Source organism: Pedobacter sp. MR2016-19 (genome assembly GCF_014947265.1).
In the GTDB taxonomy this organism is placed as follows: Bacteria; Bacteroidota; Bacteroidia; order Sphingobacteriales; family Sphingobacteriaceae; genus Pedobacter.
The window spans coordinates 1-26,350 of record NZ_JADCNK010000027.1 but is presented as its reverse complement, the minus strand read 5'-3'; the positions used below and the strand labels follow the sequence as shown (position 1 = coordinate 26,350).

Here is a 26,350-nt window from a genome sequence, read left to right as displayed (position 1 = left end):
ATTTATGAAAGGTATTTATGATAAAGGGATTTTCTTTTTAAGGTTCAGGATTTTTGATGCTTTCCTCAATTTCTTCCGCATTAAACTGTTTCGGTTATATGGTATGGAAATTGGAACGGCTTGCCGTATTTCAAAAATCTTGTTTACCTGGCCTAACCAAATTTCTATCGGCAACTCATGTATACTCGAAAAAAGCATTTATTTTAAGTTTGATGGGATATGGAGAACGGGTAAGTCGATAATATTAGGTAATAATGTTTTTGTTGGAACCAATTGTGAATTTAATATCAGTAAAAAAATTGTAATTGGAGATAATTGCCTGATTGCCTCCGGTTCCAGATTTATAGATCATGACCACGGAATGAAGACTGATACTTTAATGCGGTTACAGCCTAGTGTAGAAAAGCCAATTATAATCGGAAATGATGTTTGGATAGGCGCAAATGTAGTTATACTAAAAGGTGTTGAAATTGGTGATGGTGCTATTGTTGCAGCAGGTGCAGTTGTAAATAAACCGATAGGAGCATACGAAATTTGGGGAGGTGTACCCGCAAAAAAAATTGGGCAAAGAGAAAATCATTTAACCACTCAATCAAGATAATGAAAATATTATTTATTTGTGGTTCAATTGAAAAGGGAAAGGACGGTGTAGGAGATTATACAGCCAGATTATGTGCTTCATTATCAACTTTAGGTTATGATGTAAGTATTATTTCGTTAAATGATCCTTATGTGGATACCAATTTTAAAACTGTATTAAATAGTGAAGGGAAAGCTATACCTGCATTAAGATTAGCGAAAAGTGAAGAAATGAACTTGAAATTAGATTTGGCAGCTCAATTTATCAGGGAGGAAAAACCAGATCTGATAAGCCTTCAATATGTTGTGTTTTCATTTAATCATAAAGGTTTACCTTTTTCTTTAGCAAAAAGTTTAAAGAAAATAAGCAATAATATTCCCTGGCACATCATGTTTCATGAGTTATGGGTGGGGATGGATAAGGGCGCTACTTTTAAAATGAACATTTGGGGTAAAATCCAGAAATTCATTATCAAAAGGATGGTAGCAATACTTAATCCTGTAATTACTCATACGCATACCAGGCTATATCAGTTAAAATTAGCCAATATTGGTGTAAAATCTAACTATCTGCCTCTTTTTGGCAATATACCGGTAACTGCCGTTACTCCTCACCGTAATCAACGTCAATTCGTTGTTTTTGGGGGGATACACCCGGGAGCCGGTATTGGAGATTTAATTAATTTGAATGCCCGGATAAAGGAAAAATTTAAATATGATTTGAAACTTGTATTTGTTGGTAGAAATGGTGGTGAGTTAGATCAGTGGTTGCCCTTGGTTCGTAATTCAGGAATCGAAGTTGTTGTACTTGGAGAACAGTCTTTAGGTACCATTTCGGAAATATTAAGCCAGTCGGTTGTAGGTATTTCTACTACTCCACTATTATTGGCAGAGAAAAGTGGTTCTGTTGCAGCCATGCGCGAGCACGGGTTAATCATTCTGGATATCTCAAGAAAGTGGGAAGTAAGAGGCACTGATAATGTCCCGATTCCCAGCGAAATGATCTCTTGTAATGATTATTTTGATAACTTCGCTCATACGGAAGATAGGAACCGAACACATCCCTTCGGAATAGCAGCTGTTACTCAAATGTACTTAAATGATTTGCGAGGCATTAATATAATCTAATATGGCAGGTTTTAGTTATTTGTTTAAAAATAGAGCGGTATTTCCATTCGCATCCTATGCACATATTAAGGCATGGGCTAAGCGTTTTCAAACGTTGCCTGAATTAATAAGAAGAAATAGGAGGAGATCCCGCCTGGTAAAAAAAGGGGCCTGTATTGATGAAAGAGCTGAAATTGGGCAGGTAAAGGCGGGTGGAAACAAAAAAAATCTTAAAATTGGTGCATACACCTTTATCGGTCAGGTAGAATTTTCACTTCACGATCAAATTGTAATTGGCGAAAACGTTTGTGTAAATGATGGCGTATTATTTTTAACGGCATCTCATGATTTAAAAGATCCTGAATGGAAACATGTAAAATCACCAATTATTATTGAGGATTACGCATGGATTTGTACCAATTCTATCATTTTACCGGGAGTTCATATCGGCAGAGGCGCTGTTGTTGGAGCAGGTGCAGTTGTAAGTAAAAATGTTGGCGATTACGAGATTGTAGCCGGGAATCCGGCTCAGGTACTGACAAAAAAGAGAACCGAAAAATTAGAATATAATCCATGTAGTTTTTTGGCCGCAAACAGGGCCTGGTTAATTGGATAAATAAAATTATGAAAGTTGTATACACTGCTCCCAATAAGAGCCACCATTATATATACGCACTAGGATTATTAAAGGCAAATATTCTTTATCGTTTCGTTAGTGGGTTTTCGAGGTTTAGCCCAAGGGCAAAACAAGCAGAATTGGCTCCGAAAATACGAAGAGCAGATATTTTACAAACCATATATATAGCATGCTTAAAATTTAAATTACCTGATTTTTTATGTCGGAAAATTGCATACCTGGCCAAAATTGAACAAGACCTTGCCTGCAAAAAATATGTAAAAGACTGCGACATTTTTTTATTTTATAACGGAAGCGGACTTTCGAGTTGTGCATACGCAAAAAAAAATGGAGTAATTACGATAGTAGAAGCTGTAAATTCTCATATTTCCTTTCAGGAGGATATACTTAAAAAAGAATATGAGAAGCTTGGCCTGGTATGGAAACCATCATACCAAAAAGAAAAAGAAAGAAGAATTAAGGAGTATCAGGAAGCTGACTTTATTTTAATGCCATCAGAATTCGTAAGAAGCAGCTTTATTCAGATGGGGTTTGCTAAAGAGAAACTACTTAAAATACCTTACGGCTTCAATAAATTTCAGGCCAGTAATCATCAGGTTGCTAAAGATAATACCAAATTCACCGTTTTATTTGTTGGAAGTATATCGGTGAGGAAAGGATTAAGATATTTGATAAGTGCTTTTAATGAGCTTAAACATCCAAATAAACAATTGGTTATTGTTGGCCCAACTAATCATGATACAGGAATTGCTGATCTTTCTTTATCCTCAGACATTGTTTTTCGTGGCGTTTTAAAAGGAAATGACCTTGAAGATGCATACCATAATGCTGATGTATTTTGCTTACCCTCAATAGAAGAAGGTTTGGCATTGGTACTTGGCGAAGCAATTGCATCCGGTCTTCCTATTATTGCTACCACTAATACCGGAGCCAGTGATATTATTAGTGATGGATACGAAGGTTTTATTGTGCCAATTTGCGACGATAAAGCTATTCTTTCCAAGATGCAACTCCTTGCAGATAATGAAGCGCTTTTAACATCAATGAAACAGGCGGCTAAATTTAAATCTAAGGATTTACCCGGATGGGATGTAACCACTAGCAATTTGGTAAATACATTAACCACTATATTTAATGAAAAAAAGAACTCAAGATAGATTTCTGAAGTTAGGTATAGCCTTTAGGTATTTAATTTATGCCTTAGTGATAATGCTTGTGTTTGAAGGTTTACTAAGAAAGGTTTTACCTCCTTTTCTAGGTACACCTGTGTTTTTTATTAAAGATGTTATTTGCTTAATTGGCCTATACGTTTTTCTGAGTAGAAAGTTTGACAAAGCAGGTAAAAATTTAAAAAATGTTTGGTCGTTTGTTTTTTTTCTATTTGTTCCGTTATTTATTATTACATCCTTTCACGGACTTTTAATAACCTGTTTTGGTGCAAAGCAATACTTATTATATGTTATAGTTGCACTGCTAACCGTGACAGGCTTTACAAAAGATAACGGATTTGAATTTAAGAAATTTGTTAATTTTTTCGTTTTATTATTAATTCCAACAACTTTTATAGCGGTTTTGCAAAACTCTCTGCCTGCCACTCATTGGTTAAATTTATCCGTAGCAGGAACATCACTCGAAGCCTTTTCTGCTGCGGGTTATTTAAGAGTTGGTTCCACATTCTCTTTTACCGGGCAGTATTCTTATTTTCTAAATGTTGAAGCTGCTTTTCTGATGATTCATTTTTTTATTTCCCCCAAAGAAAAAAATAATCCCTCTTTGTTTAATCGGTTAAAAATTCCAATTAATGTGTTGTTAACATTATGTTTAATTGTGGGGGCATTTATTACGGGCGGTAGAACTGCTGTTTTAGGAGTAGCCAGTTGTCTTGTTCTGGGCTTTGTTTTATTAGGCTTTAAACGCCAGAAATGGATGTTGAGTAAAGGAATTGTTTTTGCATCTTGTTTAATAATAGGCATTGCAGCCTTGCGGATTGTTAAACCTGAATATTTTGCCGCGTACGAGCAACGTTCCGCCGGATCAGAAAATCAAAGCCATTCTGAAGAAATTGAGGGGAGGGTTTTATCAACTTTTACCAATTGGACGACCTGGTTCTGGGAACAAGATCTTGGGAGTGTTATTCTTGGTAATGGTCTTGGTGTAATGAGTAATGGCGCTGAGAAAATAAGTGAATATGCTTACCAGGTCCGCTTAAAAATGTGGACTGAAACAGATTTATCTACCACATTCTGGGAAGGAGGGTTATATCTGGCCTTAATCTGGTATAGCTTTAGGCTTTATATTATTTACATGGCATATAAAATATGGAAAAGAATGCATATCGTAAATTACTTTTCTGCTGCATCCTTTTTGTTGGCATACATTATCATTAATGGGATAACAGGTACCTTAGCTTTGCAGCCTCCCTTATCTATCTGGTGGTGGATGGCAGTTGGCGCTATGATAACAATCAAAAGCTTAGATAGGCAGCTATATTTAAAAAATAAATCACAAACAGTTTGAAAGATATTATTTTCATAAACTCCCATCCCATACAATACTTTGCGCCTATGTACAAGTATATGAATGATCATGGGGTAAAAACAAAAGCCTGGTATGAATCTGATGAATCGATTAAAGGCGGTCTGGACATTGAATTTGGTACCAGGATTAAATGGGATATACCATTATTAGAGGGTTACGAGCATAAATTTTTTAAAAATCATTCATGGAAACCTTCTCATAAAAAAGGATTTTTTGGTTTAATTAACTTAGGGCTGATTAAAGAATTATTTCAAATTCCTAAATCAATTATCGTTGTTCATGGGTGGCATTATTTTACTCATTTTCTGGTGTTACTGATTGGCGGGCTGAAAGGACACGAAATCTGTATCAGATGTGATGTTCCTTTGAAACAGGAAAAATTAAAAAAGGGTGTAAAACAAAAGATTAAATTTTTTTTCTATAAGTATTTCCTGTTCCCTCGTATTAATTGGTTTTTATATATCGGGGAACAGAACAGGCTTTTTTATAAAAGTTATGGGATTAAGGATCATAAACTCTTGTTTTGCCCGTATGCTGTTGATAATGATCGGTTTGTTCAATCTAAATTACAAATCGAAAAAAGTGGGAAATCTTTTAAACAGAAGTTGCAGATTCCCGAAAACGATAGGGTAATTTTGTTTTCGGGCAAATATATTGATAAGAAACTGCCACTGGACCTTATTAATTCGTTTTCCCTTTTAAACGATGCGCACACATGGTTGGTTATGATAGGTGAGGGAGCGTTAAGGCCTGCTATGGAAAAAAGGATAGCAGAGCTGGAACTGAAGAACGTTGTTTTAACTGGATTTATAAATCAATCTGAAATTGTAGATTATTATTCTATTGGTGATGTATTTGTAATGTGTTCAGCTTTAGGAGAAAACTGGGGTCTATCGGTCAATGAGGCTATGAATTTTAATATGCCTTTAATTATATCAGATTTAACAGGCTGTTCAGAAGATTTAGTTGTTAATGGCAAAAATGGCTATACCTTTGAAACCGGAAATATAAGCGATCTTGCAGAGAAATTAAAACTGGTAATTGCGGAGGTAAAAGCCGGGATTAAATGCGATTCTTTGAATATTGTTGAAAATTACAGCTATGCGCGCATACTGGAGCAATTAAAAAAACTAACATAAGCGTAATAGCTTGTTGATTTATTATTTATATCGCCTGAAATCTGTCTAATGAGTATAAAAAAGTTTTTTTCTGAATGTGTATATGATTAAAGTCGCAATTATTACAGGAATAACGGGTCAGGATGGCGCCTATTTAGCCCAACTACTTCACAGTAAAGGTTATAGGGTAATTGGTTTGATAAGGAGCTACTCTCACATTAATTTTAAGGGGCTTGAATATTTAAAATTAAAAGATAAAGTGGAGCTGCTAGAATGCGACCTTGCAGATCTATCACAGGTTATGTCTATAATTAAAGAATATAACCCCAATGAAATTTATAATTTGGCGGCACAAAGCTCTGTTTCTTTGTCATTTAGGCAGCCTATTGGTACGATCCAATTTAATATCTTATCTGTTTTAAATCTACTTGAAGCCATTAGAATGCTTAATCCCGAATGCAGGTTTTACCAGGCCTCCAGTAGCGAAGTTTTCGGTGAAGCAAAACTGCCAATAAAAGAAACTTCTGGTATAAATCCAATTAGCCCTTATAGCATATCAAAGGCTTCTGCGCATTGGATAACCAAAAATTACCGGGATTCTTACGGACTTTTTAGCTGCAGTGGCTTCTTATTTAACCACGAATCTTATTTAAGAAGTGATAATTTTTTTATTAAGAAAGTAATTTTACAAGCGATTAAAATCAAAAATGGTGAAGCAGAAACTTTAGAGGTAGGTAACATTGATATTAAAAGAGACTTTGGATGGGCACCTAAATATGTAGAGGCCATGTACCTGATGTTACAACAACCTCATGCCGACGATTATTTGATCTGCTCAAACCACTCTGTTTCCCTGAGGTCAATTATTGAATATGTATTTAACTATTTAAATATATCGCTTGATTGTTTGGTGATTAATGAAAAGTATTTCCGCCCAACAGAAATAATTGATATTTATGGTGATAATACAAAAGCTAAAGCAAAATTGGGTTGGGAATACGAGATGTCTTTTTATGATGTATTAACGATTTTAATTAATGAAGAAATCGAAAATGGTAAATAAAAAAATAAAAATTAACTTTTTCCAAAGAAAACCAAGAAATGGATTTAGTTTTAGCCTGGAATATATCTTTGAAGATATAAGAAAAAGGCTGACAGATAAGATTGATGCCAGGGTATTTATCTCAAAATGTTATAATGATGGATATTACTCTAAGTTTATTAATATAATAGAAGCAGCGTTTAGACAGGGGAATGATATTAACCATGTTACCGGCGAAATTCATTTTCTTAATTTATTGATGCGTAAAAAGCGCGTGGTACTAACCGTTTTAGACTGTGGCATGATGCCGAGAAAAACAGGATTAGCCAAAATAATTGTAAAATGGCTTTATCTTACAGGCCCGGTAAAAAGGGCTAAAGTCGTAACTTCTATTTCTGAGGCTACAAAAGCTGAAATTGTTGGCTATACTGGTTGCAATCCTGATAAAATAAGAGTTATACCGGTTGCAATCGCCCCTGTTTTTCAGCCAGTCCATAAACAATTCAATAAAACTAAGCCAGTAATTTTACACATCGGTACAGGTCACAATAAGAATTTACTTAGGTTAATAGAATCGTTAAATAATATCGAATGTCATTTAACAATTGTTGGTAAGCTTAACCCCGAATACCTGGAGGCTTTAAGCAAATTTAATGTTGATTACAGTAATGAATATAATGTCTCAAACGAAAGGCTTTTAGAAAAGTATCACGAATGCGATATTTTAACTTTTGTTTCTACTTTTGAAGGATTTGGAATGCCAATAGTTGAAGCCAATGCTGTTGAAAGAGTTGTGGTTACCAGTAATTTATCATCGATGCCCGAGGTTGCAAATGAAGCAGCTTGTTTGGTTGATCCGTTTAGTATTGAAGACATACGAAATGGAATTTTGAAGGTTATTAATGATGATAATTATCGTGAAACATTAATAGAAAAAGGAAGAGTAAATAAATTGCGTTTCAACCCTGATCTTATAGCTAACCAATATTTCCAGCTTTACCAGGAGGTTTTGAGTTCGAAACGATGAGTATGAAAATCCTGCATATTTTATACACTTGCTTGACTTTGCCTTCGAATGATAAAGAAAAAATGGTTTCTTTGTGCAATAAATCATTTCAGGATTATTTTTCTGCTTTATTGCCACAATAAACCTGGAGAAAGCGCTAAATTTAAATTATGCATAATACGGATACAGTAACTGGCCCATCTTTTTCCATGAAAAACAGGTTAGCGAGGTTGGTATGGGGAATTGTAGCTTTATTTTTGTTTAAATTAAGTCCAAAGCCATTTCACCAATGGCGTGTTTTTCTGTTGAAATGTTTTGGTGCCAAAATAGGAAAGGGTGTACACGTATATCCTGGAGTAATCATTTGGGCGCCCTGGAATATTGAATTAGGTGATGAATGTGGCATTGCCAGTGGTGTAAATTTGTATAGTCAGGGTAAAATTACGATTGGTAAAAGAGCGGTTATTTCTCAAGGTGCACATCTTTGTGCAGGCACACACGACTATACCTTACCAGGATTTCCACTTATTACCATGCCCATTGTGATTGGCGATCAGGTATGGGTGGCTGCGGAAGCTTTTGTACATCCCGGCATCACTATATCAGAAGGAGCAGTAATTGGTGCCAGATCGGTGGTAACTAAAAATATGCCTGCCTGGACTGTTTGTTCCGGTCATCCTTGTAAACCAATTAAAGAAAGAGTATTTCAGTCCTCAATTAAATCTTAAAATGTTGTCACCTAAGCTAGATCTTACTATTGTTATTCCGGTTAAAAACGAAGAAAGGAATTTATCTGGATGCTTACAGGCAATTGGTAAAGAGCTGGTGCAAAAAATCGTAATTATTGATTCGGGCAGTACTGATGAAACGTTATCTATAGCTAAAGCCAACAATATAGAAGTAATCGACTTCAAATGGGATGGGAAATATCCTAAAAAACGCAACTGGTATTTGATGAATTATACCCCGGCAACAAAATGGGTTCTCTTTTTAGATGCAGATGAATATATCACTCCATCATTTAAAGAGGAATTGAGCCGGGTTTTAACTTCGCAAAGTAATATGGCTGGCTATTGGTTAAATTATACCGTTTTTTTTATGGGTAAAAACCTAAAGGGAGGATATCCACTAAAAAAGCTCGCCTTATTTAAAGTTGGTGCAGGCTTATATGAAAGAATTGATGAAGAGCGCTGGAGCCAACTGGATATGGAAATTCATGAGCATCCAATATTATCCGGGCGAGTTGGTGAGATTAAGGCTAAAATTGATCATCAGGATTTTAGAGGCATAAGTCATTATTTAAAAAAGCATAACGAATATGCAAATTGGGAGGCTTCGCGATATCTAAAATCTGCAGATCAGCAGGATTTAAGAAAGAGCTGGACATTTAAACAAAAACTGAAATACAGGCTTATGCGTAGTGTATTTATTGGCCCGGTTTATTTTTTAGGTAGCTTTATCCTGATGGGAGGCTTTTTAGATGGAAAAAGAGGGTTATCATTTGCGATGCTAAAAATGGCCTATTTCAATGAAATTTATTGTAAAATCAGAGAAGCACAAGAGGCCAAAAATTAGGTCTAATAGATTTTTAAATGAGGATATTAATATACGGCATTAACTACAGCCCTGATTTAACCGGTATAGGGAAGTATAGCGGTGAGATGGGGAAATGGTTAGCGGGGCAGGGCCACCATGTTTCAGTAGTTACTGCAGTGCCCTATTATCCACAATGGCAGATTAATGCAAAATATAAAGGCAAATTATGGCATAGTGAAATAATTGATGGTGTTAAAGTTTACCGGTGCCCTTTATATGTGCCAGCAAAGCCAACAGGTTTAAAAAGAATGCTGCACGATGCAAGTTTTTTGATCTCATCCTTTTTTGTTTTTATTAAACTTTTATTCCTTCCAAAATTCGATGTGGTAATTACGGTTGCACCACCATTTCATTTAGGTTTAGTGAGTTTATTTTACCGTTTTTTTAAAGGCTCAAAAATATTATACCACATACAGGACCTGCAAGTGGATGCGGCTAAAGAATTAGGCCTGATTAAATCAAAAATCTTGCTTTCTGTACTAATCAAAATCGAAAGATTTATTATTAAAAAAGTGGATCATGTAAGCAGTATTTCTGAAGGAATGATATTGAAAATCAGGCAAAAAGCAGAAAGGCATATAATAGAATTTCCAAACTGGGTCGACCTTAAAAATTACTATCCGGTTGCCAATAAGGCAGCGCTAAAATTACGATGGGGTTATGAAGCAGCTGATAAAATTATTCTATATTCGGGCAACATTGGCGAAAAACAAGGATTGGATGGGATTTTAGCTGTTGCTAAAAAGTTTATTGACAGGCCAAATGTTAAATTCCTGATCTGTGGTACAGGCGCCTATAAACCTAAACTGGTGGATTTGGCAAGGCAAATGAATCTCCATCATGTAGATTTTTTGCCGCTTCAGGAAAATAATGTATTTAATGATTTTTTAAATATGGCAGATATTCATTTAATTCTTCAGAAGAAAGATGCAAGTGATTTAGTTATGCCATCTAAGCTCACTACTATTTTAGCTGTGGGTGGTTTGGCACTGGTAACTGCAAATAAGGACACTTCCTTATACAAGGTTATTGCCGAAAATGAAATGGGCTTAATTGCTGCTCCCGAAAATGCAGATGAATTATATCAAAAAATAGAAGAGGGCTTGATGATGGATGATTCAGAAATGCGCAAAAAATCGCATATTTATGCGTTGGAAAATCTTTCCATTGATGCCATATTAAAAGATCTCATCAATAATCTTTCTTAAAAGCGTATTGTAGAAGTTAATCAATTTAAATATTATAAATAATGAAAATAGCTGTAATAGGTACAGGGTATGTTGGTTTAGTAACCGGAACATGTTTGGCAGAAACAGGTAATGATGTTATATGTGTAGACATTAATGAAGCCAAGGTTAAAAAAATGCAGGATGGCGAGGTTCCAATTTATGAACCAGGCTTGGATCTATTGTTTCACCGCAACATTGCCCAGGGCAGATTGATTTTTACTACGGATCTGGCTATGGCAATTAAAGAGGCGAAAGTGATTTTTATGGCTTTACCTACGCCTCCGGGAGGCGATGGTGCAGCAGACCTTTCTTATATTTTAGGAGCAGCAAAAGATATCTCTAAACTTGTTACCGAGTATAAAATTATTATCAATAAATCAACTGTTCCGGTAGGAACTGCGGATAAAGTGAAAGCTGTTTTTACCGCCAATACCGATATTGAAGTTGATGTGGTTTCCAATCCTGAATTCTTAAGAGAAGGTGTTGCTGTGGAAGATTTCATGAAGCCTGATCGTGTAGTAATTGGCACGAGCAGTGAAAAAGCAAAAAAAGTATTAACTGATCTGTATGGCCCTTACGTTCGGCAGGGGAATCCCATTTTATTTATGGATGAGCGTTCATCAGAACTGACTAAATATGCTGCAAACTCTTTTCTGGCAACCAAAATTACTTTTATGAATGAGGTAGCTAATCTTTGCGAGCTGGTAGGCGCAGATGTTGATGCGGTAAGAAAGGGAGTAGGGTCAGACGACCGTATTGGTAAACGTTTCTTATTTCCGGGGATTGGATACGGGGGCTCATGTTTTCCTAAAGATGTGCAGGCACTTGTTAAAGCTGCAGATGAAAATAATTATGATTTCCAGATCTTAAAATCGGTGATGGAAATCAATGAAAAACAGAAAACCATTTTGGTTGATAAAGTTTTAAAATATTATAAAAACGATATTAAAGGCAAGCACTTTGCGCTTTGGGGATTGGCTTTTAAACCTGAAACAGACGATGTACGTGAGGCTCCTGCTTTGTATATTATTGATGCCCTGGTAAAAGCAGGTGCAACGGTAACGGTTTTTGACCCGGAAGGAATGGAAAATGTGAAAAATATGATCGGTGACAAAGTCGAATTTGCAGCTGATCAATATAGCGCTTTAAACAATGCCGATGCCCTGTTAATTGCAACAGAATGGTCTGTTTTCCGGAATCCTGATTTTGATAAAATTGATACTTTATTAAAAAATAAAGTTGTTTTCGACGGAAGAAACTTATATGATTTGGAAAAAATGATCGATATGGGATATTATTATAACAGTATTGGGCGTAAATTAGTTGAAAATTAAGAGGATGAAGAAAATTTTGATTACGGGCGCTGCCGGTTTTTTAGGTTCGCATTTGTGCGACCGATTTGTTAAAGAAGGCTATTATGTGATCGGCATGGATAACCTCATTACTGGAGATTTATCGAATATTGAACATCTTTTTGCTTTAGAAAACTTTGAATTCTATAACCACGATGTTTCCAAGTTTGTCCATATTCCTGGCAAACTAGATTATATCCTGCACTTTGCATCACCGGCAAGTCCAATCGATTATCTTAAAATTCCTATTCAAACCCTTAAAGTTGGTTCATTGGGAACACACAACCTATTAGGATTGGCACGCAATAAAAATGCAAGGATGTTGATCGCATCAACTTCCGAAGTTTATGGCGATCCAAACGTTAACCCACAGCCAGAAGAATACTGGGGGAATGTTAATCCTGTGGGGCCTCGTGGCGTTTACGACGAAGCCAAACGTTTCCAGGAAGCCATAACCATGGCTTATCATACTTTTCATGGGGTAGAAACCAGAATTGTCAGAATCTTCAACACGTATGGACCTAGAATGCGCCTCAATGACGGGCGTGTTTTACCTGCATTTATTGGTCAGGCTTTAAGAGGCGAAGATTTAACTGTTTTTGGTGATGGTAGTCAAACGCGCTCTTTTTGTTATGTAGATGATCTTGTTGAAGGCATTTACCGTTTATTAATGAGCGACTATGCCCAGCCGGTAAACATTGGCAATCCTGATGAAATTACCATCAAACAGTTTTGCGAAGAGATTATTAAACTTACTGGTACCAACCAAAAAATTGTGTATAGGGAGCTGCCACAGGATGATCCAAAGCAGCGCAGACCAGATATCACCAAAGCAACTGAAATTTTAGGTTGGACACCTAAAATTGGTCGTGCTGAAGGATTAAAAATTACCTATGAATACTTTAAATCGTTACCAAAAACAGCATTGGATAAAATAGAACATAAAGATTTTACTACATATAATCGTTAAGAAAATCTCATAAATTTTTTGGAGCCCTTAAATCATTTAATAGTTTAAGGGCTTTTATTTTTTTAACTCCCCATTGGTAACAAGGGATTATCAGCTTTTCCGATTGGAAAATTTAAGATACTTATTTAGCGTAGCGTTGATTAATTGAATCTACTCCTTATATACTTATATCGACTAAAATTGTTCCTATCAATACTCTTTTAGTGGAATAATATTGGCTGATCTTATATTAGCAAATCTTAATAAAAGTGAATTAATTTATATATAAATAAATATCAATTTTATGTATTATTTTTGTTTAATAATTTGTTAAGGAATCATCCCAAGGGTCTATGCAAACACGTTATTTATACATTTTAAGATACATCCTGCCTTTAACAGACCTGATCATGGTCAACATTGTGTATTTTTTTGCTTATCAATTTACTTCTTATATGGGTAAAATGGTAAGTTCTGAATTGCAGTGGCATTATGTTGTTGTGTGTAACCTGATTTGGATTGTGAGTACTACTGCTTTCAGTTTGTATTCAGATTATGGGTCAAGGCGGGTTGAACGCATTTACCGCGGAACCTGGAAAAGTGTGGTGTTGCATGCCGTATTATTTTCTATTTACCTTTTCTTTTCGAAGCAAAATGATTTTTCAAGATCGTTCTTAGTGATTTTTTATGGCATACTAGCCATTTTGTTTTTGGTGAATCGTTTTATTGGTACTTCTTTTCAATTTTTATTATTTAATCATTTACGTGGCGTTAAATCTGTTGCAATTATGGGCAATAATGCTACAGGATTGCAATTGGCTACTTATTTTGAAAAGCAGCGTTATATAGAGTTCCACGGATTTATTAACGATGTGCCTGAAGATTATCTAACCCGCGATGGGCAAATCTCTGAAATGGTAGGCCGACAGTTCAAAATGGCAGTAGATAAAGGGATTAAAGATATTTATGTAACCATTGCGCCAGAGCGCATGGCTGATATGGCTTTGCTGACAGAGGAAGCAGAAAGGCAATGTGTTCGTTTAAAATTTATTCCTGATATAAGTGGTGCATTATTATCTCCATATACGGTTAGTTATTTAGGTAATGAATTTCCTGTGATTTCATTAAGATCAGAGCCTCTTGAAAAAATCCATAATCGTTTTAAAAAACGTTTAATTGATGTGATATTTAGTGGTTTGGTTATCCTTTTTGTATTGAGCTGGTTATATCCCATTATTGCCATCCTCATTAAAATCCAGAGTAAAGGCCCTGTGTTATTTAAACAGTTAAGAAGCGGCCGGGATGATGAACCTTTTTGGTGCTTTAAATTTAGAAGCATGCAGATGAATGACTTTAGCAATAAAAAGCAGGCGAGTAAAAATGATGATCGTATTACCGCTATTGGTAAGTTTTTACGCAAATCGAGTTTAGATGAGTTACCTCAGTTCTTTAATGTTTTTATGGGGCACATGAGTGTTGTTGGCCCCAGGCCACACATGCTAAGTCATACCGAACAATATAAAGGCATTGTAGATCAGTTTATGGTGCGCCATTTTTTAAAACCAGGCATCACGGGTTGGGCACAGGTAAACGGTTACAGAGGCGAAACAAAAGAAGATTACAAAATGGTAAAACGTGTAGAACACGATATCTGGTACCTGGAACATTGGAGTGCAATGCTGGATGTAAAAATCATCTTTATGACCGTAATTAATATGGCTAAGGGCGAAGAAAATGCCTATTAACCAGAGTTCGATTAATATTTGAATCATAGTGAGTGTTTACAGTCGCTTTACCTCACGCGATCGTCATGCTGAATTTATTTCAGCATCTTTTTCTGCTATTAAGACCCTGAAATGAATCCGATAGTTATCGGATCAGGGTGACGACACTAATACTAAAATACCTAAAGAATAGCTCTAAAAGCCACTTTATTAATCGAACTCAAGTTATTAAATTAATTTAGGAAATTGTTGTTTCGCTGGCTGTTCTCTTGTGTATAAGCATGCTTTACTACATTAAGCTATTTACGCTATTCCTTTGAGTTAACATAAATACATTCCTAATGGATTTGGGTTACTTATATTCATCAATTGATATAATTTATGTTTCTTTGTGGATATAATTATCCCTGTATGAAGAAAGTTCTACTCCTATTAAGCTTAACTATTGCCACTTTTGGATTAAAGGCCCAATCGGTTTACCAGCCATATTCATTTCAGTTTTATCAAAAATTAAGTTCAGAAATTTATAATCCCGATACGAGGTTACACAGTTCAATGAAACCTTTTTTTGTAGATGATAGTTTACTGCAGTATAAAAGTAAACTATTGTTAAATGTTGGGGTAGATTCAGTTCGCAAATCTTGGGTATTACGTAAATTGTTTAGCGAACATTTGTTTGATATGCAGATGGAAGATTTTACTGTTTATGCCGATTTTCTGCCCGATTTTCAGATAGGAAGGGATGCTTCTGGTAAAAAAAATACTTTTCTAAACACGCGCGGTTATCAGATTGGTGGTACTGTAGGCAAGAAATTTTCTTTTTATACTAGTGGTTACGAAAACCAAGGGCGTTTTGCATCTTATTATGATAACTATGTAAACACTACAAATGTAGTACCCGGCCAATCTTATGATCGGAGTTCCGGAAAAATAACCAAAGATTGGTCGTATGTAACGGCTACTTTATCCTATACCCCAATAAAATATTTAAATATTACAGCTGGTTACGATAAAACATTTATTGGTGATGGTTATCGTTCTATGTTATTATCCGATTTTTCTTCTCCGTATCCCTTCTTAAAATTAACGGGTAATTTAGGAAATGTACAATATATGGTAATGTGGGCTGCCATGCAGGATCCTGGTGCGCAGAAATTATCTTATGATGCCGGTAACCGAAAAAAAGGCGGAATTTTTCATTACTTAGACTGGAATGTTAATAATAAGCTATCTATTGGTTTTTTTGATTCTATTGTTTGGGTACAAACAGACGATGCTGGAAATAAAAGAGGTTTCGACTGGGGATATGCTAATCCTATTATTTTCTTAAGGCCAGTTGAAGCTTCAAGTGGTTCGCCAGATAATGCTTTATTAGGGTTTACTTCCAAATATAAATTTGCAAAAGAAGTTGTGGCTTATGGTCAGTTCTCTCTTGATGAATTTCAGGCTAAAGAATTTTTCTCTTCAAAAGGCAGTGTAAGAAATAAGTATGGCTGGCAACTGGGGGTTCGTGGAGCAGACATTTTTAAAGTTGCCGGCTTAAATTATCTGCTTGAGTATAATACAGCTAAGCCTTATACTTATTCGTCCAGAACAAGAATTGGTAATTATGCCAATTATAATGAGCCATTGGCACATCCTTTAGGTGCTAACTTTAGAGAAGCTGTTGGTTTATTAAATTATTCCTATAAGCGTTTTGATTTTACAGGAGAGTTGATGTATGCCAGGTATGGATTAGATGAAGCAGGACAAAATTACGGTAAAAATATTTTTGAGCCTTATCTTGCATCAATCAAGCAGGAGGGAAATTACACCACGCAGGGTATAAATACGAGTCTTTTTTATGCAGAGGGAAGAGTAGCTTACGTTGTAAATCCGAAATATAATTTACGTTTAGAATTGGGAGGTATACTAAGGCGTGAGAGTAATAGCTTGGGTAAAAATAATACAGGTTTAATTACTTTCGGTTTACGCAGTTCATTCCGGAATTTATATACCGATTTTTAGCAAAGCCTTATAAAATTTAAAGCTTCAGTTATCTCACTAACCGGGGCTATCATGTTAATTTACATTTCATGCTGATGATAGGAAGGAATCTTTATTTGTATCATTGAGATTCTTCGCAATGGCAATTAGCTGAAGAGATTCATTTCCTTTAAATTCTTCTATAATTTATACCGGTTTTTATACAATAAATTAATCCTCAGAATGATAAAAATATAATGGGGAACTCCTACCCTGCCATACTATCTGTTGTTCTTTTTATACCAACTTTTCTTACCGCTTCAATAATTGCATTTTTATCGTAGCCACATTCTGCCCAAAGCTCCGGTTGCTCTCCGTGGTCGATAAACTTATCAGGGATTCCAAGTCTTACTACCTGGGCATTATAGTTATTGTCGGCCATAAATTCCAATACTGCAGCACCTGCCCCTCCTGGTAATGAACCATCTTCAACAGTGATCACATTTTTGTATTTGGAAAACACCTCATTTAATAAAGCTTCATCTAATGGTTTTACAAAACGTAAATCATAATGTGCCGGATGAAAACCCTCGCTATTTAATTCTGTACATGCTTCAACAGCAAAATTACCTACGTGGCCAATCGTTAATATGGCTACATCTTCACCATCGCAAATTTTACGCCCTTCCCCAATTTTTAACGCTTTAAAAGGTCTCTTCCAATCGGGCATTACCCCATTTCCGCGTGGGTAACGGATTACAAAAGGCCCATTTTCTTGTTGAGCCGTAAACATCAGGTTACGAAGCTCTTCCTCATTCATAGGGGAAGAAATGATTAGATTTGGGATACAGCGCATATAGGCGATATCGTAAGCGCCATGGTGTGTTGCGCCATCGGCACCAGCCAGGCCAGCCCTGTCCAGACAGAAAACTACGTTCAGTTTCTGGATGGCTACATCGTGGATTACCTGATCGTATGCCCTTTGCATGAAACTTGAATAGATATTACAGAAAGGAACCAATCCCTGCGTGGCCAGGCCAGCGGAGAAAGTTACCGCATGTTGTTCCGCAATACCTACATCGAACGCGCGTTTAGGCATGGCTTTCATCATAATGTTTAATGACGAGCCCGATGGCATTGCTGGTGTAATGCCTACAATTTTATCGTTAGCCTCAGCCAGTTCTACCATGGTATGTCCGAAAACATCCTGATATTTTGGTGGTTGTGGCTTATCTGGAGTGCTTTTTTTGATTTCGCCTGTAATTTTATCAAACAAACCCGGGGCATGCCATTTGGTTTGATCTTTTTCTGCCAAAGCAAAGCCTTTTCCTTTTACTGTAATACAATGCAAAAGTTTAGGACCCGGAATAGCAGACAAATCTTTTATGGTTTGCGCCAAACGTGTCACATCGTGCCCGTCAACAGGACCAAAATACCTGAAGTTCAAAGCCTCAAATAAATTACTTTGTTTAAGTAAGGTTCCTTTGATGCTTTTTTCAATCTTTTTTACATACTTATGTGCATTGGGGCCAAGCTTAGAAAGTCCTGTTAGTACATGAGAAATGTCATCACGAAAACGATTATAAGATTTTGAAATGGTGATGCTGGTTAAATATTCTTTAAGCGCGCCAACATTCGGATCGATAGACATACAGTTGTCATTCAGGATCACCAGTACATTACTGTTTTCGATCCCTGCATGGTTTAATCCTTCAAAAGCTAAACCAGCTGTCATGGCGCCATCACCAATAACGGCCACGTGCTGCCTGTTGGTTTCGCCTTTTAATTGTGAAGCCACCGCCATCCCTAAAGCTGCGGAAATGGAAGTAGAAGAGTGGCCAACACCAAAGGTATCGTACTCACTTTCGGAAATTTTTGGAAAACCGCTAATGCCACCATATACACGGTTGGTATGGAATAAATCCCGGCGGCCAGTTAAAATCTTATGCCCATATGCCTGATGGCCCACATCCCAAACTAACTTATCGTAAGGGGTATTTAAGGCATAGTGTAAGGCTACGGTTAATTCTACCACACCTAAGCTGGCGCCAAAATGGCCACCATTAACACTAACTACATCAATAATATATTGTCGTAATTCCTGGCTTATTTGTACTAAGTCAGCTTCACTATATTGCTTTAAATCAGCAGGATAGTTAATTTTAGATAATAAGGGGCCAGCTTTTACTTGCATTCGAAATTTAGGGTAAAAAACAAGATACAAAGTAAGGTAAATTTGTTTTAATATAGAAGAGAAAAATAGCAGTTTGTTATAGCGGGTTAAGCGGCTGGGGTTTAGTTATATAGGTATGGCGATTAGTGTTGAGCGGTAAGGGTTTGGCATAGAGCAGCTAGTGATGGGTATGGAGCATTTTTGAATTAGGTTTATCCTTTAAAGGCCTAAAAATTTTCATTATGTTTGTTACTCCACATGCAGGCAGAAAATTTTGAAATAAGGCTTCCGGTATTTGAAGGTCCCTTCGATTTGTTGCTGTTCTTTATTGAACGCGATGAACTTAATATACAGGATGTGGAGATTGCGAAGATTACAAACGACTTTTTGGCCTATATTCACCAACTCCTTGCCTTAAATGTAGAAGTAGCCAGCGAATTTATTCTGGTTGCTGCCACCCTGATGCGGATTAAATCTAAAATGTTATTGCCAAGGATTGAAGTGGATGAGGTTGGGAACGAAATCAACTCGGAGCAGGACCTTATTGCACGGCTGATTGCCTATAAGCAGTTTAAATCTGCAGCAGAAGAAATGAAGGTTTTTGAAGAGGAGCGATTAAAGCAAAACCACAGGGGTAACATTGCATATGATCTTACATTGGCTGCCGCTTCGTCTACAAATCAGGATGAGCTTTTATCACTGGATCTATATAAGCTGTTAACCGTTTATCACCGGACCATGCAGAAGTATGAGCTGCGCAGTGAAGAAGTTAAACATACAGTGGTCCAATATCCCTACACTATCGAACAGCAAAAACACTTTATTGCCAATTTGCTTGATATCAATAAACAGATCGATTTTGCCCTCGTGCTTAAAAACTCAGAAAATAAAGTGCATTTTGTTTATAATTTTCTGGCTATTTTAGAGATGTTGCAGCAACAAGTGGTAGAGATAACCATTGGGAGCGGCTTTAACAACTTTAATGTGAAAGCATTATCTTAATACGGCCAAAATTAAATTTGAAATTCTTACTTTTGCAGAAAAAATACAAACCTAAATATACAATGACACGCGACAACCAAATTTTTGAACTTATCGATAAAGAATTAAACCGCCAGGAGCATGGTTTAGAGCTTATTGCATCAGAAAATTTTGTAAGCAAGCAGGTAATGGAAGCTGCCGGATCGGTACTGACCAATAAATATGCCGAAGGCTTACCAGGAAAACGTTACTATGGCGGTTGCCAGGTAGTAGATGTGGTAGAGCAGATTGCTATTGATAGGGCAAAAGAATTGTTCGGCGCGGCTTGGGTAAATGTTCAGCCACATTCTGGAGCGCAGGCCAATGCAGCGGTAATGCTTGCTGTTCTGCAACCGGGTGATAAAATATTAGGATTTGATCTTTCTCACGGCGGTCACTTAACACATGGTTCGCCTGTTAACTTTTCGGGTAAATTATATCAACCTTTCTTTTATGGGGTAGAAAAAGAAACCGGATTAATTGATTATAAAAAATTAGAAGAGGTTGCTTTAGCTGAAAAACCAAAACTGATTATCTGCGGTGCCTCTGCCTATTCACGTGAGTGGGATTATGCTTTTATCCGTGCAGTAGCTGATAAAATTGGTGCTTTGGTTTTAGCTGATATTTCTCACCCTGCAGGTTTAATCGCAAAAGGATTGTTAGCCAACCCACTTCCACATTGCCATATTGTAACCACTACTACCCACAAAACTTTACGTGGACCACGTGGCGGTATGATTATGATGGGACAGGATTTTGAAAACCCATGGGGATTGAAAACGCCTAAAGGCGAAATCCGTTTAATGAGCAACCTGCTCGATATGGCGGTTTTCCCTGGTACACAAGGCGGTCCGTTAGAGCATATTATTGCAGCTAAAGCAATTGCTTTTGGCGAAGCTTTAAGCGAGGAGTATGGAACATACATTAAACAGGTAGCGGCTAATGCACAGGCAATGGCTAAAGCATTTGTAGCAAAAGGATATGGCATTATTTCTGGCGGTACGGATAACCATTTGATGTTAATTGATTTGCGCAATAAAAACATTACGGGTAAAGTAGCTGAAAATGCTTTAGAGAAAGCAGAAATTACCGTGAATAAAAACATGGTACCTTTTGATGATAAATCACCGTTTGTAACTTCTGGTATCCGTGTGGGTACTGCCGCCATTACTACCCGCGGTTTAAAAGAATCCGAAATGGAACAGATTGTTGAATTAATCGACAGGGTTTTAACTAATCCGGAAGATGAAGCTAACCTAAATACAGTGAAAGCTGAAGTGATTAAATTGGTGAGTGCATTTCCACTTTATAAATAGGACAGGTAATTCGATTTAGTGATAATATATAAAAAGCAGTTACATTAATTTGTAGCTGCTTTTTTGATTAAATAAAAAGATCTTTAGCGCTTAATGCTTTAAAACAAACGTTTGTTTTATATATTTATCCCAAATTAATAGATATAAATATGTGTGGAATAGTGGGCTATATTGGCTATAGAGAAGCCTGGCCAATTGTACTTAAAGGCCTAAAAAGATTAGAATACCGTGGTTATGATAGTGCGGGGATCGCATTAATGAATGAAAGTGGTGAGCATATATATAAAAAAGCAGGTAAAGTAGCAGTTTTAGAAGAATTTGCTCAAGATCAGGATAAGTCTGGTACTATTGGTATGGGCCATACCCGTTGGGCAACCCATGGTGTTCCTTCTGACCGTAACTCCCATCCACATACTTCAAACAATGGTAAACTGTCAATTATACACAATGGCATTATAGAAAACTATGCTACTTTAAAAGAAGAGCTGATTAACCGCGGGCACGAATTTAAAAGCGATACCGATACGGAGGTGTTAATTCATCTGGTAGAAGAAATCCAGGAAATTGAAAATATAGATCTTTTAGAAGCCGTTCGTTTGGCTTTGAAGGAAGTGATTGGCGCCTACGCCATCGTAATTATGGATCAGGATCATCCTGATCGTTTAATTGCGGCCAGAAAAGGCAGTCCGATGGTAATTGGTGTGGGCCAGGGAGAATACTTTATCGCTTCTGATGCAACACCGATTATTGAATACACCAAAAACGTAATCTATCTGAATGATAATGAAATTGCGCTGATCACCAAAGATGATCTTTTAGTTAAAAGATTGGATAATGTGGTACAAACGCCATTAATCCAGGAGTTGCAGTTAAAGTTAGAAATGCTGGAGAAAGGTGGCTTCGATCACTTTATGCTCAAGGAAATTTATGAGCAACCGCGTTCGATTAAAGATTGTATGCGTGGCCGTATTTATCCTGAAGAAGGGAAAGTTCAGCTTGGTGGAATCAAAGAATTTGCAGAGAAATTAAAAAATATAGATCGCATCATCATTGTGGCCTGTGGAACATCGTGGCATGCAGGTTTGGTTGGCGAATACCTGATTGAAGAATATGCCCGTATTCCTGTTGAAGTTGAATATGCCTCCGAGTTCAGGTACAGAAATCCGATCATCACAGAAAAAGATGTGGTAATTGCCATTTCGCAGTCTGGAGAAACGGCCGATACCATGGCGGCTATAGAGATGGCTAAAGAACGTGGGGCAACTATTTTCGGGATCTGTAACGTTGCGGGTGCTTCCATCCCACGTTTAACGCATGCGGGTGTTTACACCCACGCCGGACCAGAAATCGGCGTAGCTTCTACAAAGGCATTTACTGCACAGGTAACGGTTTTAACGTTGATGGCCTTTTATATGGCACAACAAAAAGGAACCATTACTACTTCAAAACTCATCGAACTTTTAACCGAGCTTGATAATATTCCTGATAAGATCCAGATTGCTTTAGAATCGAACGACCTGATTAAAGAAGTAGCAGAAAAGATTAAAGATTCTACCAACTGTTTATTTTTAGGTAGAGGAAGTGGTTTCCCTGTAGCGTTGGAAGGAGCCTTAAAACTTAAGGAAATTTCCTATATCCATGCAGAAGGATATCCTGCAGCAGAGATGAAACATGGTCCTATCGCTTTAATTGATGAAGAAATGCCGGTGGTTTTTATCGCTACGCAGAACTCATCATACGAAAAAGTGATCAGCAATATACAGGAAGTAAAAGCCAGAAAAGGGAAAGTAATTGCGATTGTAACCCAGGGCGATACCGAGGTGAAAAAAATGGCCGATTATTGTATTGAAATTCCTGATGCCAATGAAGCCTTTTTACCGCTAATAGCAACCATTCCGCTTCAGTTGTTGTCGTATCATATTGCGGTAATGCGTGGTTGTAATGTAGACCAGCCAAGAAATCTGGCCAAATCAGTAACTGTAGAATAATTTACAACACAACAAACAGATAAAGCAGCTGCATTATTTGTAGCTGCTTTTTTGATTGTAGAGGTATTTAATATTGACATTGTTAACTAAGCCCGATTGAACGGATGCCGTTTTGAACCGTATATTTTTTTATATTGATAAATTAAAACGGCAGGAGGAAAAGCGGGACCGCAGGCTGCCATTTTGCAACAACGCTAACTTTCAAAAAAAATAAATAATTGTTAGGGATAGAGGCAACAGGCAAAAATGACCTGAAAGAATGGAGTGGCAATCTTAAAATCTTATTAAAAAAGTAAAGGGCCGATATTCTTTAGAAGAAATATCGACCCTTACCATCTAAATTAACGCTCTCGTATATATAAACGAGATTTCCAGACGATTTGTTTTTGAAAAATAAAAAAAAGCCGTTATTTTTCGTAACTACCTAAGGTTGAGGGAGAAATTCTTGTAGTGCCTTTGATATCTTTATTAAGATAACCGGTAAAATAAGGATCGGTATTCAAATCAGTACCTTTCTTTCTGGCTACACTATTCGCCAAGAGCTCAAAATTTTCCATTTCCTGTTTGATGAATAAGGGGTCAATATTCAAAATATTGCCATTACTGTTATAAGTGCTGTTGGTACATCGGATTAAATTACTCCAAAAATTGAGTTGCACCATTGCAGAACTTTTCTTTTGGATATCGAGTTCATTAGTTAAACTTCCCCAAATGATGTTATTGGTCAAATCGATTTGAAGTTTATTGTAAGCATTTGCTGATAAATAATCTGAAAAGCTCAATGAGGCAGTTTTACGCGGAAAATTTAAGTTGTAGCCAACAAAGGTATTCTGTTTCAAATTATAATTTCCTCCCCCAACTCCATATATCAAATAATTACCGCAGTTATACATCACATTATTAAACGCGAGCAGTTCTGAGTGGTAGCCAATATAAGCTGCCACCTGCATGTTTTTGATAATACTATTGCTTAAAATTAATTTGGGGTTGTTGTTAACAGATAAAGAATCGGAGGTAATGCCAACAGATGCATTTTTAATGATCGCATTTTTAATTAGCCCATATCCCGTGCGTTTTAAGAAAATTCCTTTCCATTGCCCGGGCTCATCGCTATAAATTCGTTCAAGCCTGTCGCTACAAAATAGTACCGGCTCAGTAAGGCCGCCATTAACGATCAGATTTCCTTCTATGTTTAAACTAGCATCTTTATGGAAAAAAATTTTAGTTCCAGTCTGGATTGTTAATGAAGTACCACTCTTAACGGTTAATGATCCATTAATAATATAGGGTAAGGCTTTTGTCCAGATGGTATTCGCATTAACTGTAGATTCGTTAATAAATACAGCATTTTGTCCATAAGCTATAAGCTGAATCACCTGTTTATTCCCATTTGTATTTAATAGAATAGAATCTTGAACCAGAAAGGGTAGATTAGTTGAATTTGGATTGATCGAAACCTTGACAAAAAGATTTATAGAATCCTGACCGTTTATGATGAGATCGTTTTTACGCTGGGTTTGCTCTCCATTAATATTGATACTGAAAGCCGAAGTATTCCCGCCTGATAATCTGATTTCGGATACTTTAACCGCATCGTTATTTTTATTTACAATTTTTATTCTTCTGGTTGTTGAGCCCACCGAAGTAAAAATGGTATCAAATAATACTTCTTTATCAGAGATATTGAGTTTAGCATTTGGATCTGTGGTGATACGCTCTCCTTTCCGGCAAGCTAAACCAAAGAATGAAATTAAAAGCACTAAACCAATATTTAAACGCATAAATCAAACTTAGAAAAATGTTTGGCTACTTACAATAGCACTTAAATTGTATCGTGGTAATTATTCTGCGAATGCAAGTGCTGCTATGCTCACTTTTATTGCTCCTATAGCTAAGAGTGCATTGGCACAGGCCTCAAGCGTTGCCCCGGTGGTAATTACATCGTCAACCAGTAAAACATGTTTGCCGATGATGTCTTCAGGAGAATTTACCTTAAACACATCTGTCATGTTTTCGTAACGGTTATACCTGCTTTTTTTAGTTTGGCTCTCGGTAACCTTATTCCGGATGAGGTGGTCTTCACTGACATCAATTCCCATCTGGGCTGCAATTCCTTCGGCAATAAAGGTACTTTGGTTATATCCCCTGCTCCTATATTTTTTGCGATGTAAGGGAACCGGAATAACCAGATCAATATCCTGGTAAAGCATTGCGGTTTTCAGCCTTTCTCCCAGCATATTGCCTAATAATACGCCAACATCTGTTCTGCCGTTATATTTTAAGTTGTGTATTAGGTTTTGAACCTTCGCTCCTTTTCTAAAATATAACATGGCCATTGCAGCGTTAAGTGGTAAACGGCCCCATAGCTGCTTGGCAACCCTATTATCTGCATATTGATGATAGTCGGTAAAAGGGAGATCGTATAAGCATTTTAAACAAATCAACTTTTCATGGCGAAACAAAGCAGTGCCGCATGCATTGCATAAATTTGGAAATAGCAGGCCAAATAAATCAGAAGTCCATTGTTTAACCAGAAGCATCTAACTAATTTATAAAATATTTACGAAGAATACTATGTTTTTAAGGCTAGGGTGAAATATAGTATACACTCGTTTTTTTTCAGCAAAGCAGTTGTTGTGCTACTATATAGATATGTCCCGCTTTCCGTTTGTAGTGCCGGCGTGAAGCCGACAGCTACCACTGCAATCGGGTTTAGGTGGTGGAGGGCAGGGGTAACTTACGAAGTTTCTAATGGCAGGGTGCAGGGAACTTCGTAAGTCTTTAGGTCAAACCTCGCAGGTTTTAAAAACCTGCGAGGTTTATAAGAGGTGCAAACACCTGATTTGTCAAAAAGTTTTGCTGAGGGCAAAACTTTTTCTTGCTGTAAACCATCGACTTATATTAAAGCCTGCGTTATTCCATAAAAAACCTTTGGCGTTGTACATAATTTTCCTACTTTTGCATCCCGCTTCGGAGGAAGGGGTTTTGATTAAAGGATGGCACAGGGATAT

21 protein-coding genes are annotated in these 26,350 nt (G+C 36.8%); 18 read left to right on the top strand and 3 right to left on the bottom strand.

All coding sequences use genetic code 11. The features are described 5' to 3' along the window. The first annotated feature begins 4 nt into the window (after positions 1 to 4). From IM793_RS22645 to IM793_RS22575, 15 genes are all read left to right on the top strand, one after another. Positions 5 to 601, top strand: coding sequence for an acyltransferase (locus IM793_RS22645; protein WP_193425426.1), 597 nt, complete (start codon positions 5 to 7; stop codon positions 599 to 601). Further along, positions 601 to 1,707: a glycosyltransferase family 4 protein gene (locus IM793_RS22640; RefSeq protein WP_193425423.1), complete on the top strand. Its 1,107-nt coding sequence runs from the start codon at positions 601 to 603 to the stop codon at positions 1,705 to 1,707. Before IM793_RS22645 ends, IM793_RS22640 begins: the two co-directional genes overlap by 1 nt. Before the next feature lies 1 nt (position 1,708). Then, entirely contained in the window at positions 1,709 to 2,302 is a 594-nt protein-coding gene (locus IM793_RS22635) for an acyltransferase (RefSeq protein ID WP_121286103.1), read from the top strand. Between the two features lie 8 nt (positions 2,303 to 2,310). Next, positions 2,311 to 3,480, top strand: coding sequence for a glycosyltransferase family 4 protein (locus tag IM793_RS22630; RefSeq protein ID WP_193425421.1), 1,170 nt, complete (start codon positions 2,311 to 2,313; stop codon positions 3,478 to 3,480). Continuing rightward, entirely contained in the window at positions 3,458 to 4,840 is a 1,383-nt protein-coding gene (locus IM793_RS22625) for a hypothetical protein (protein ID WP_193425418.1), read from the top strand. The genes IM793_RS22630 and IM793_RS22625 overlap by 23 nt, the downstream gene beginning before the upstream one ends. A 47-nt stretch (positions 4,841 to 4,887) precedes the next feature. After that, positions 4,888 to 6,000: a glycosyltransferase family 4 protein gene (locus IM793_RS22620; protein WP_193425415.1), complete on the top strand. Its 1,113-nt coding sequence runs from the start codon at positions 4,888 to 4,890 to the stop codon at positions 5,998 to 6,000. Positions 6,001 to 6,082: 82 nt separating this feature from the next. Next, positions 6,083 to 7,042: a GDP-mannose 4,6-dehydratase gene (locus IM793_RS22615; RefSeq protein ID WP_227256357.1), complete on the top strand. Its 960-nt coding sequence runs from the start codon at positions 6,083 to 6,085 to the stop codon at positions 7,040 to 7,042. Further along, positions 7,032 to 8,048: a glycosyltransferase family 1 protein gene (locus IM793_RS22610; RefSeq protein ID WP_193425412.1), complete on the top strand. Its 1,017-nt coding sequence runs from the start codon at positions 7,032 to 7,034 to the stop codon at positions 8,046 to 8,048. Before IM793_RS22615 ends, IM793_RS22610 begins: the two co-directional genes overlap by 11 nt. 149 nt (positions 8,049 to 8,197) lie before the next feature. Further along, a complete protein-coding gene (locus tag IM793_RS22605) occupies positions 8,198 to 8,755 on the top strand; it encodes a WcaF family extracellular polysaccharide biosynthesis acetyltransferase (protein ID WP_193425409.1) in 558 nt (185 codons plus the stop codon). Position 8,756: 1 nt separating this feature from the next. Further along, on the top strand, positions 8,757 to 9,602 hold the full coding sequence (locus tag IM793_RS22600; protein WP_193425406.1) for a glycosyltransferase family 2 protein: 846 nt from the start codon (positions 8,757 to 8,759) through the stop codon (positions 9,600 to 9,602). A 17-nt stretch (positions 9,603 to 9,619) separates the two neighbouring features. After that, positions 9,620 to 10,831 (top strand): WcaI family glycosyltransferase, encoded by a 1,212-nt coding sequence (locus IM793_RS22595; RefSeq protein WP_193425404.1) that lies wholly within the window; start codon positions 9,620 to 9,622, stop codon positions 10,829 to 10,831. 41 nt (positions 10,832 to 10,872) lie between these two features. Further along, positions 10,873 to 12,186: a UDP-glucose/GDP-mannose dehydrogenase family protein gene (locus IM793_RS22590; protein WP_193425401.1), complete on the top strand. Its 1,314-nt coding sequence runs from the start codon at positions 10,873 to 10,875 to the stop codon at positions 12,184 to 12,186. A gap of 4 nt (positions 12,187 to 12,190) precedes the next feature. Continuing rightward, positions 12,191 to 13,174 carry a UDP-glucuronic acid decarboxylase family protein gene (locus tag IM793_RS22585; protein WP_193425398.1) on the top strand — a complete coding sequence of 328 codons (984 nt, stop codon included), beginning with the start codon at positions 12,191 to 12,193 and terminating at the stop codon, positions 13,172 to 13,174. A gap of 332 nt (positions 13,175 to 13,506) precedes the next feature. Beyond that, positions 13,507 to 14,898, top strand: a complete 1,392-nt coding sequence (locus IM793_RS22580; RefSeq protein WP_193425395.1) for an undecaprenyl-phosphate glucose phosphotransferase — start codon at positions 13,507 to 13,509, stop codon at positions 14,896 to 14,898. 390 nt (positions 14,899 to 15,288) lie between these two features. After that, positions 15,289 to 16,884: a gliding motility protein RemB gene (locus tag IM793_RS22575; RefSeq protein WP_193425392.1), complete on the top strand. Its 1,596-nt coding sequence runs from the start codon at positions 15,289 to 15,291 to the stop codon at positions 16,882 to 16,884. 226 nt (positions 16,885 to 17,110) lie between these two features. Here IM793_RS22575 and dxs read toward each other — a convergent pair whose 3' ends face one another. After that, a complete protein-coding gene (dxs, locus tag IM793_RS22570; RefSeq protein ID WP_193425389.1) occupies positions 17,111 to 19,036 on the bottom strand; it encodes a 1-deoxy-D-xylulose-5-phosphate synthase in 1,926 nt (641 codons plus the stop codon). Positions 19,037 to 19,273: 237 nt separating this feature from the next. Here dxs and IM793_RS22565 point away from each other — a divergent pair, with 237 nt between their 5' ends. The 3 genes from IM793_RS22565 (at position 19,274) to glmS (ending at position 23,339) form a co-directional block, all read left to right on the top strand. Beyond that, positions 19,274 to 20,017 (top strand): ScpA family protein, encoded by a 744-nt coding sequence (locus IM793_RS22565; RefSeq protein ID WP_193425386.1) that lies wholly within the window; start codon positions 19,274 to 19,276, stop codon positions 20,015 to 20,017. A 62-nt stretch (positions 20,018 to 20,079) separates the two neighbouring features. After that, positions 20,080 to 21,351, top strand: coding sequence for a serine hydroxymethyltransferase (gene glyA, locus IM793_RS22560; protein WP_193425383.1), 1,272 nt, complete (start codon positions 20,080 to 20,082; stop codon positions 21,349 to 21,351). 149 nt (positions 21,352 to 21,500) lie between these two features. Next, positions 21,501 to 23,339 carry a glutamine--fructose-6-phosphate transaminase (isomerizing) gene (gene glmS / locus IM793_RS22555; protein ID WP_121286146.1) on the top strand — a complete coding sequence of 613 codons (1,839 nt, stop codon included), beginning with the start codon at positions 21,501 to 21,503 and terminating at the stop codon, positions 23,337 to 23,339. A gap of 407 nt (positions 23,340 to 23,746) precedes the next feature. Here the strand turns inward: glmS and IM793_RS22550 are convergent, their stop codons facing one another. Both IM793_RS22550 and IM793_RS22545 read right to left on the bottom strand, forming a co-directional pair. Continuing rightward, the gene (locus tag IM793_RS22550; protein ID WP_193425381.1) at positions 23,747 to 25,120 is read right to left on the bottom strand and encodes a hypothetical protein; all 1,374 of its coding nucleotides are present in this window, start codon (positions 25,118 to 25,120) and stop codon (positions 23,747 to 23,749) included. A gap of 60 nt (positions 25,121 to 25,180) precedes the next feature. After that, positions 25,181 to 25,879, bottom strand: a complete 699-nt coding sequence (locus IM793_RS22545; RefSeq protein ID WP_193425378.1) for a ComF family protein — start codon at positions 25,877 to 25,879, stop codon at positions 25,181 to 25,183. Positions 25,880 to 26,350: the final 471 nt, after the last annotated feature.

Bases quoted from the DNA above. Each gene is read 5' to 3' on its own strand.
- IM793_RS22615 (WP_227256357.1), top strand. From the start codon at position 6,083: ATGATTAAAGTCGCAATTATTACAGGAATAACGGGTCAGGATGGCGCC.
- dxs (WP_193425389.1), bottom strand. From the start codon at position 19,036: ATGCAAGTAAAAGCTGGCCCCTTATTATCTAAAATTAACTATCCTGCT.
- IM793_RS22610 (WP_193425412.1), top strand. From the start codon at position 7,032: ATGGTAAATAAAAAAATAAAAATTAACTTTTTCCAAAGAAAACCAAGA.
- IM793_RS22585 (WP_193425398.1), top strand. From the start codon at position 12,191: ATGAAGAAAATTTTGATTACGGGCGCTGCCGGTTTTTTAGGTTCGCAT.
- IM793_RS22620 (WP_193425415.1), top strand. From the start codon at position 4,888: ATGTACAAGTATATGAATGATCATGGGGTAAAAACAAAAGCCTGGTAT.
- IM793_RS22630 (WP_193425421.1), top strand. From the start codon at position 2,311: ATGAAAGTTGTATACACTGCTCCCAATAAGAGCCACCATTATATATAC.
- glyA (WP_193425383.1), top strand. From the start codon at position 20,080: ATGACACGCGACAACCAAATTTTTGAACTTATCGATAAAGAATTAAAC.
- IM793_RS22565 (WP_193425386.1), top strand. From the start codon at position 19,274: ATGCAGGCAGAAAATTTTGAAATAAGGCTTCCGGTATTTGAAGGTCCC.
- IM793_RS22600 (WP_193425406.1), top strand. From the start codon at position 8,757: ATGTTGTCACCTAAGCTAGATCTTACTATTGTTATTCCGGTTAAAAAC.
- IM793_RS22625 (WP_193425418.1), top strand. From the start codon at position 3,458: ATGAAAAAAAGAACTCAAGATAGATTTCTGAAGTTAGGTATAGCCTTT.
- IM793_RS22645 (WP_193425426.1), top strand. From the start codon at position 5: ATGAAAGGTATTTATGATAAAGGGATTTTCTTTTTAAGGTTCAGGATT.
- IM793_RS22595 (WP_193425404.1), top strand. From the start codon at position 9,620: ATGAGGATATTAATATACGGCATTAACTACAGCCCTGATTTAACCGGT.
- glmS (WP_121286146.1), top strand. From the start codon at position 21,501: ATGTGTGGAATAGTGGGCTATATTGGCTATAGAGAAGCCTGGCCAATT.
- IM793_RS22545 (WP_193425378.1), bottom strand. From the start codon at position 25,879: ATGCTTCTGGTTAAACAATGGACTTCTGATTTATTTGGCCTGCTATTT.
- IM793_RS22550 (WP_193425381.1), bottom strand. From the start codon at position 25,120: ATGCGTTTAAATATTGGTTTAGTGCTTTTAATTTCATTCTTTGGTTTA.
- IM793_RS22590 (WP_193425401.1), top strand. From the start codon at position 10,873: ATGAAAATAGCTGTAATAGGTACAGGGTATGTTGGTTTAGTAACCGGA.
- IM793_RS22640 (WP_193425423.1), top strand. From the start codon at position 601: ATGAAAATATTATTTATTTGTGGTTCAATTGAAAAGGGAAAGGACGGT.
- IM793_RS22580 (WP_193425395.1), top strand. From the start codon at position 13,507: ATGCAAACACGTTATTTATACATTTTAAGATACATCCTGCCTTTAACA.
- IM793_RS22635 (WP_121286103.1), top strand. From the start codon at position 1,709: ATGGCAGGTTTTAGTTATTTGTTTAAAAATAGAGCGGTATTTCCATTC.
- IM793_RS22575 (WP_193425392.1), top strand. From the start codon at position 15,289: ATGAAGAAAGTTCTACTCCTATTAAGCTTAACTATTGCCACTTTTGGA.
- IM793_RS22605 (WP_193425409.1), top strand. From the start codon at position 8,198: ATGCATAATACGGATACAGTAACTGGCCCATCTTTTTCCATGAAAAAC.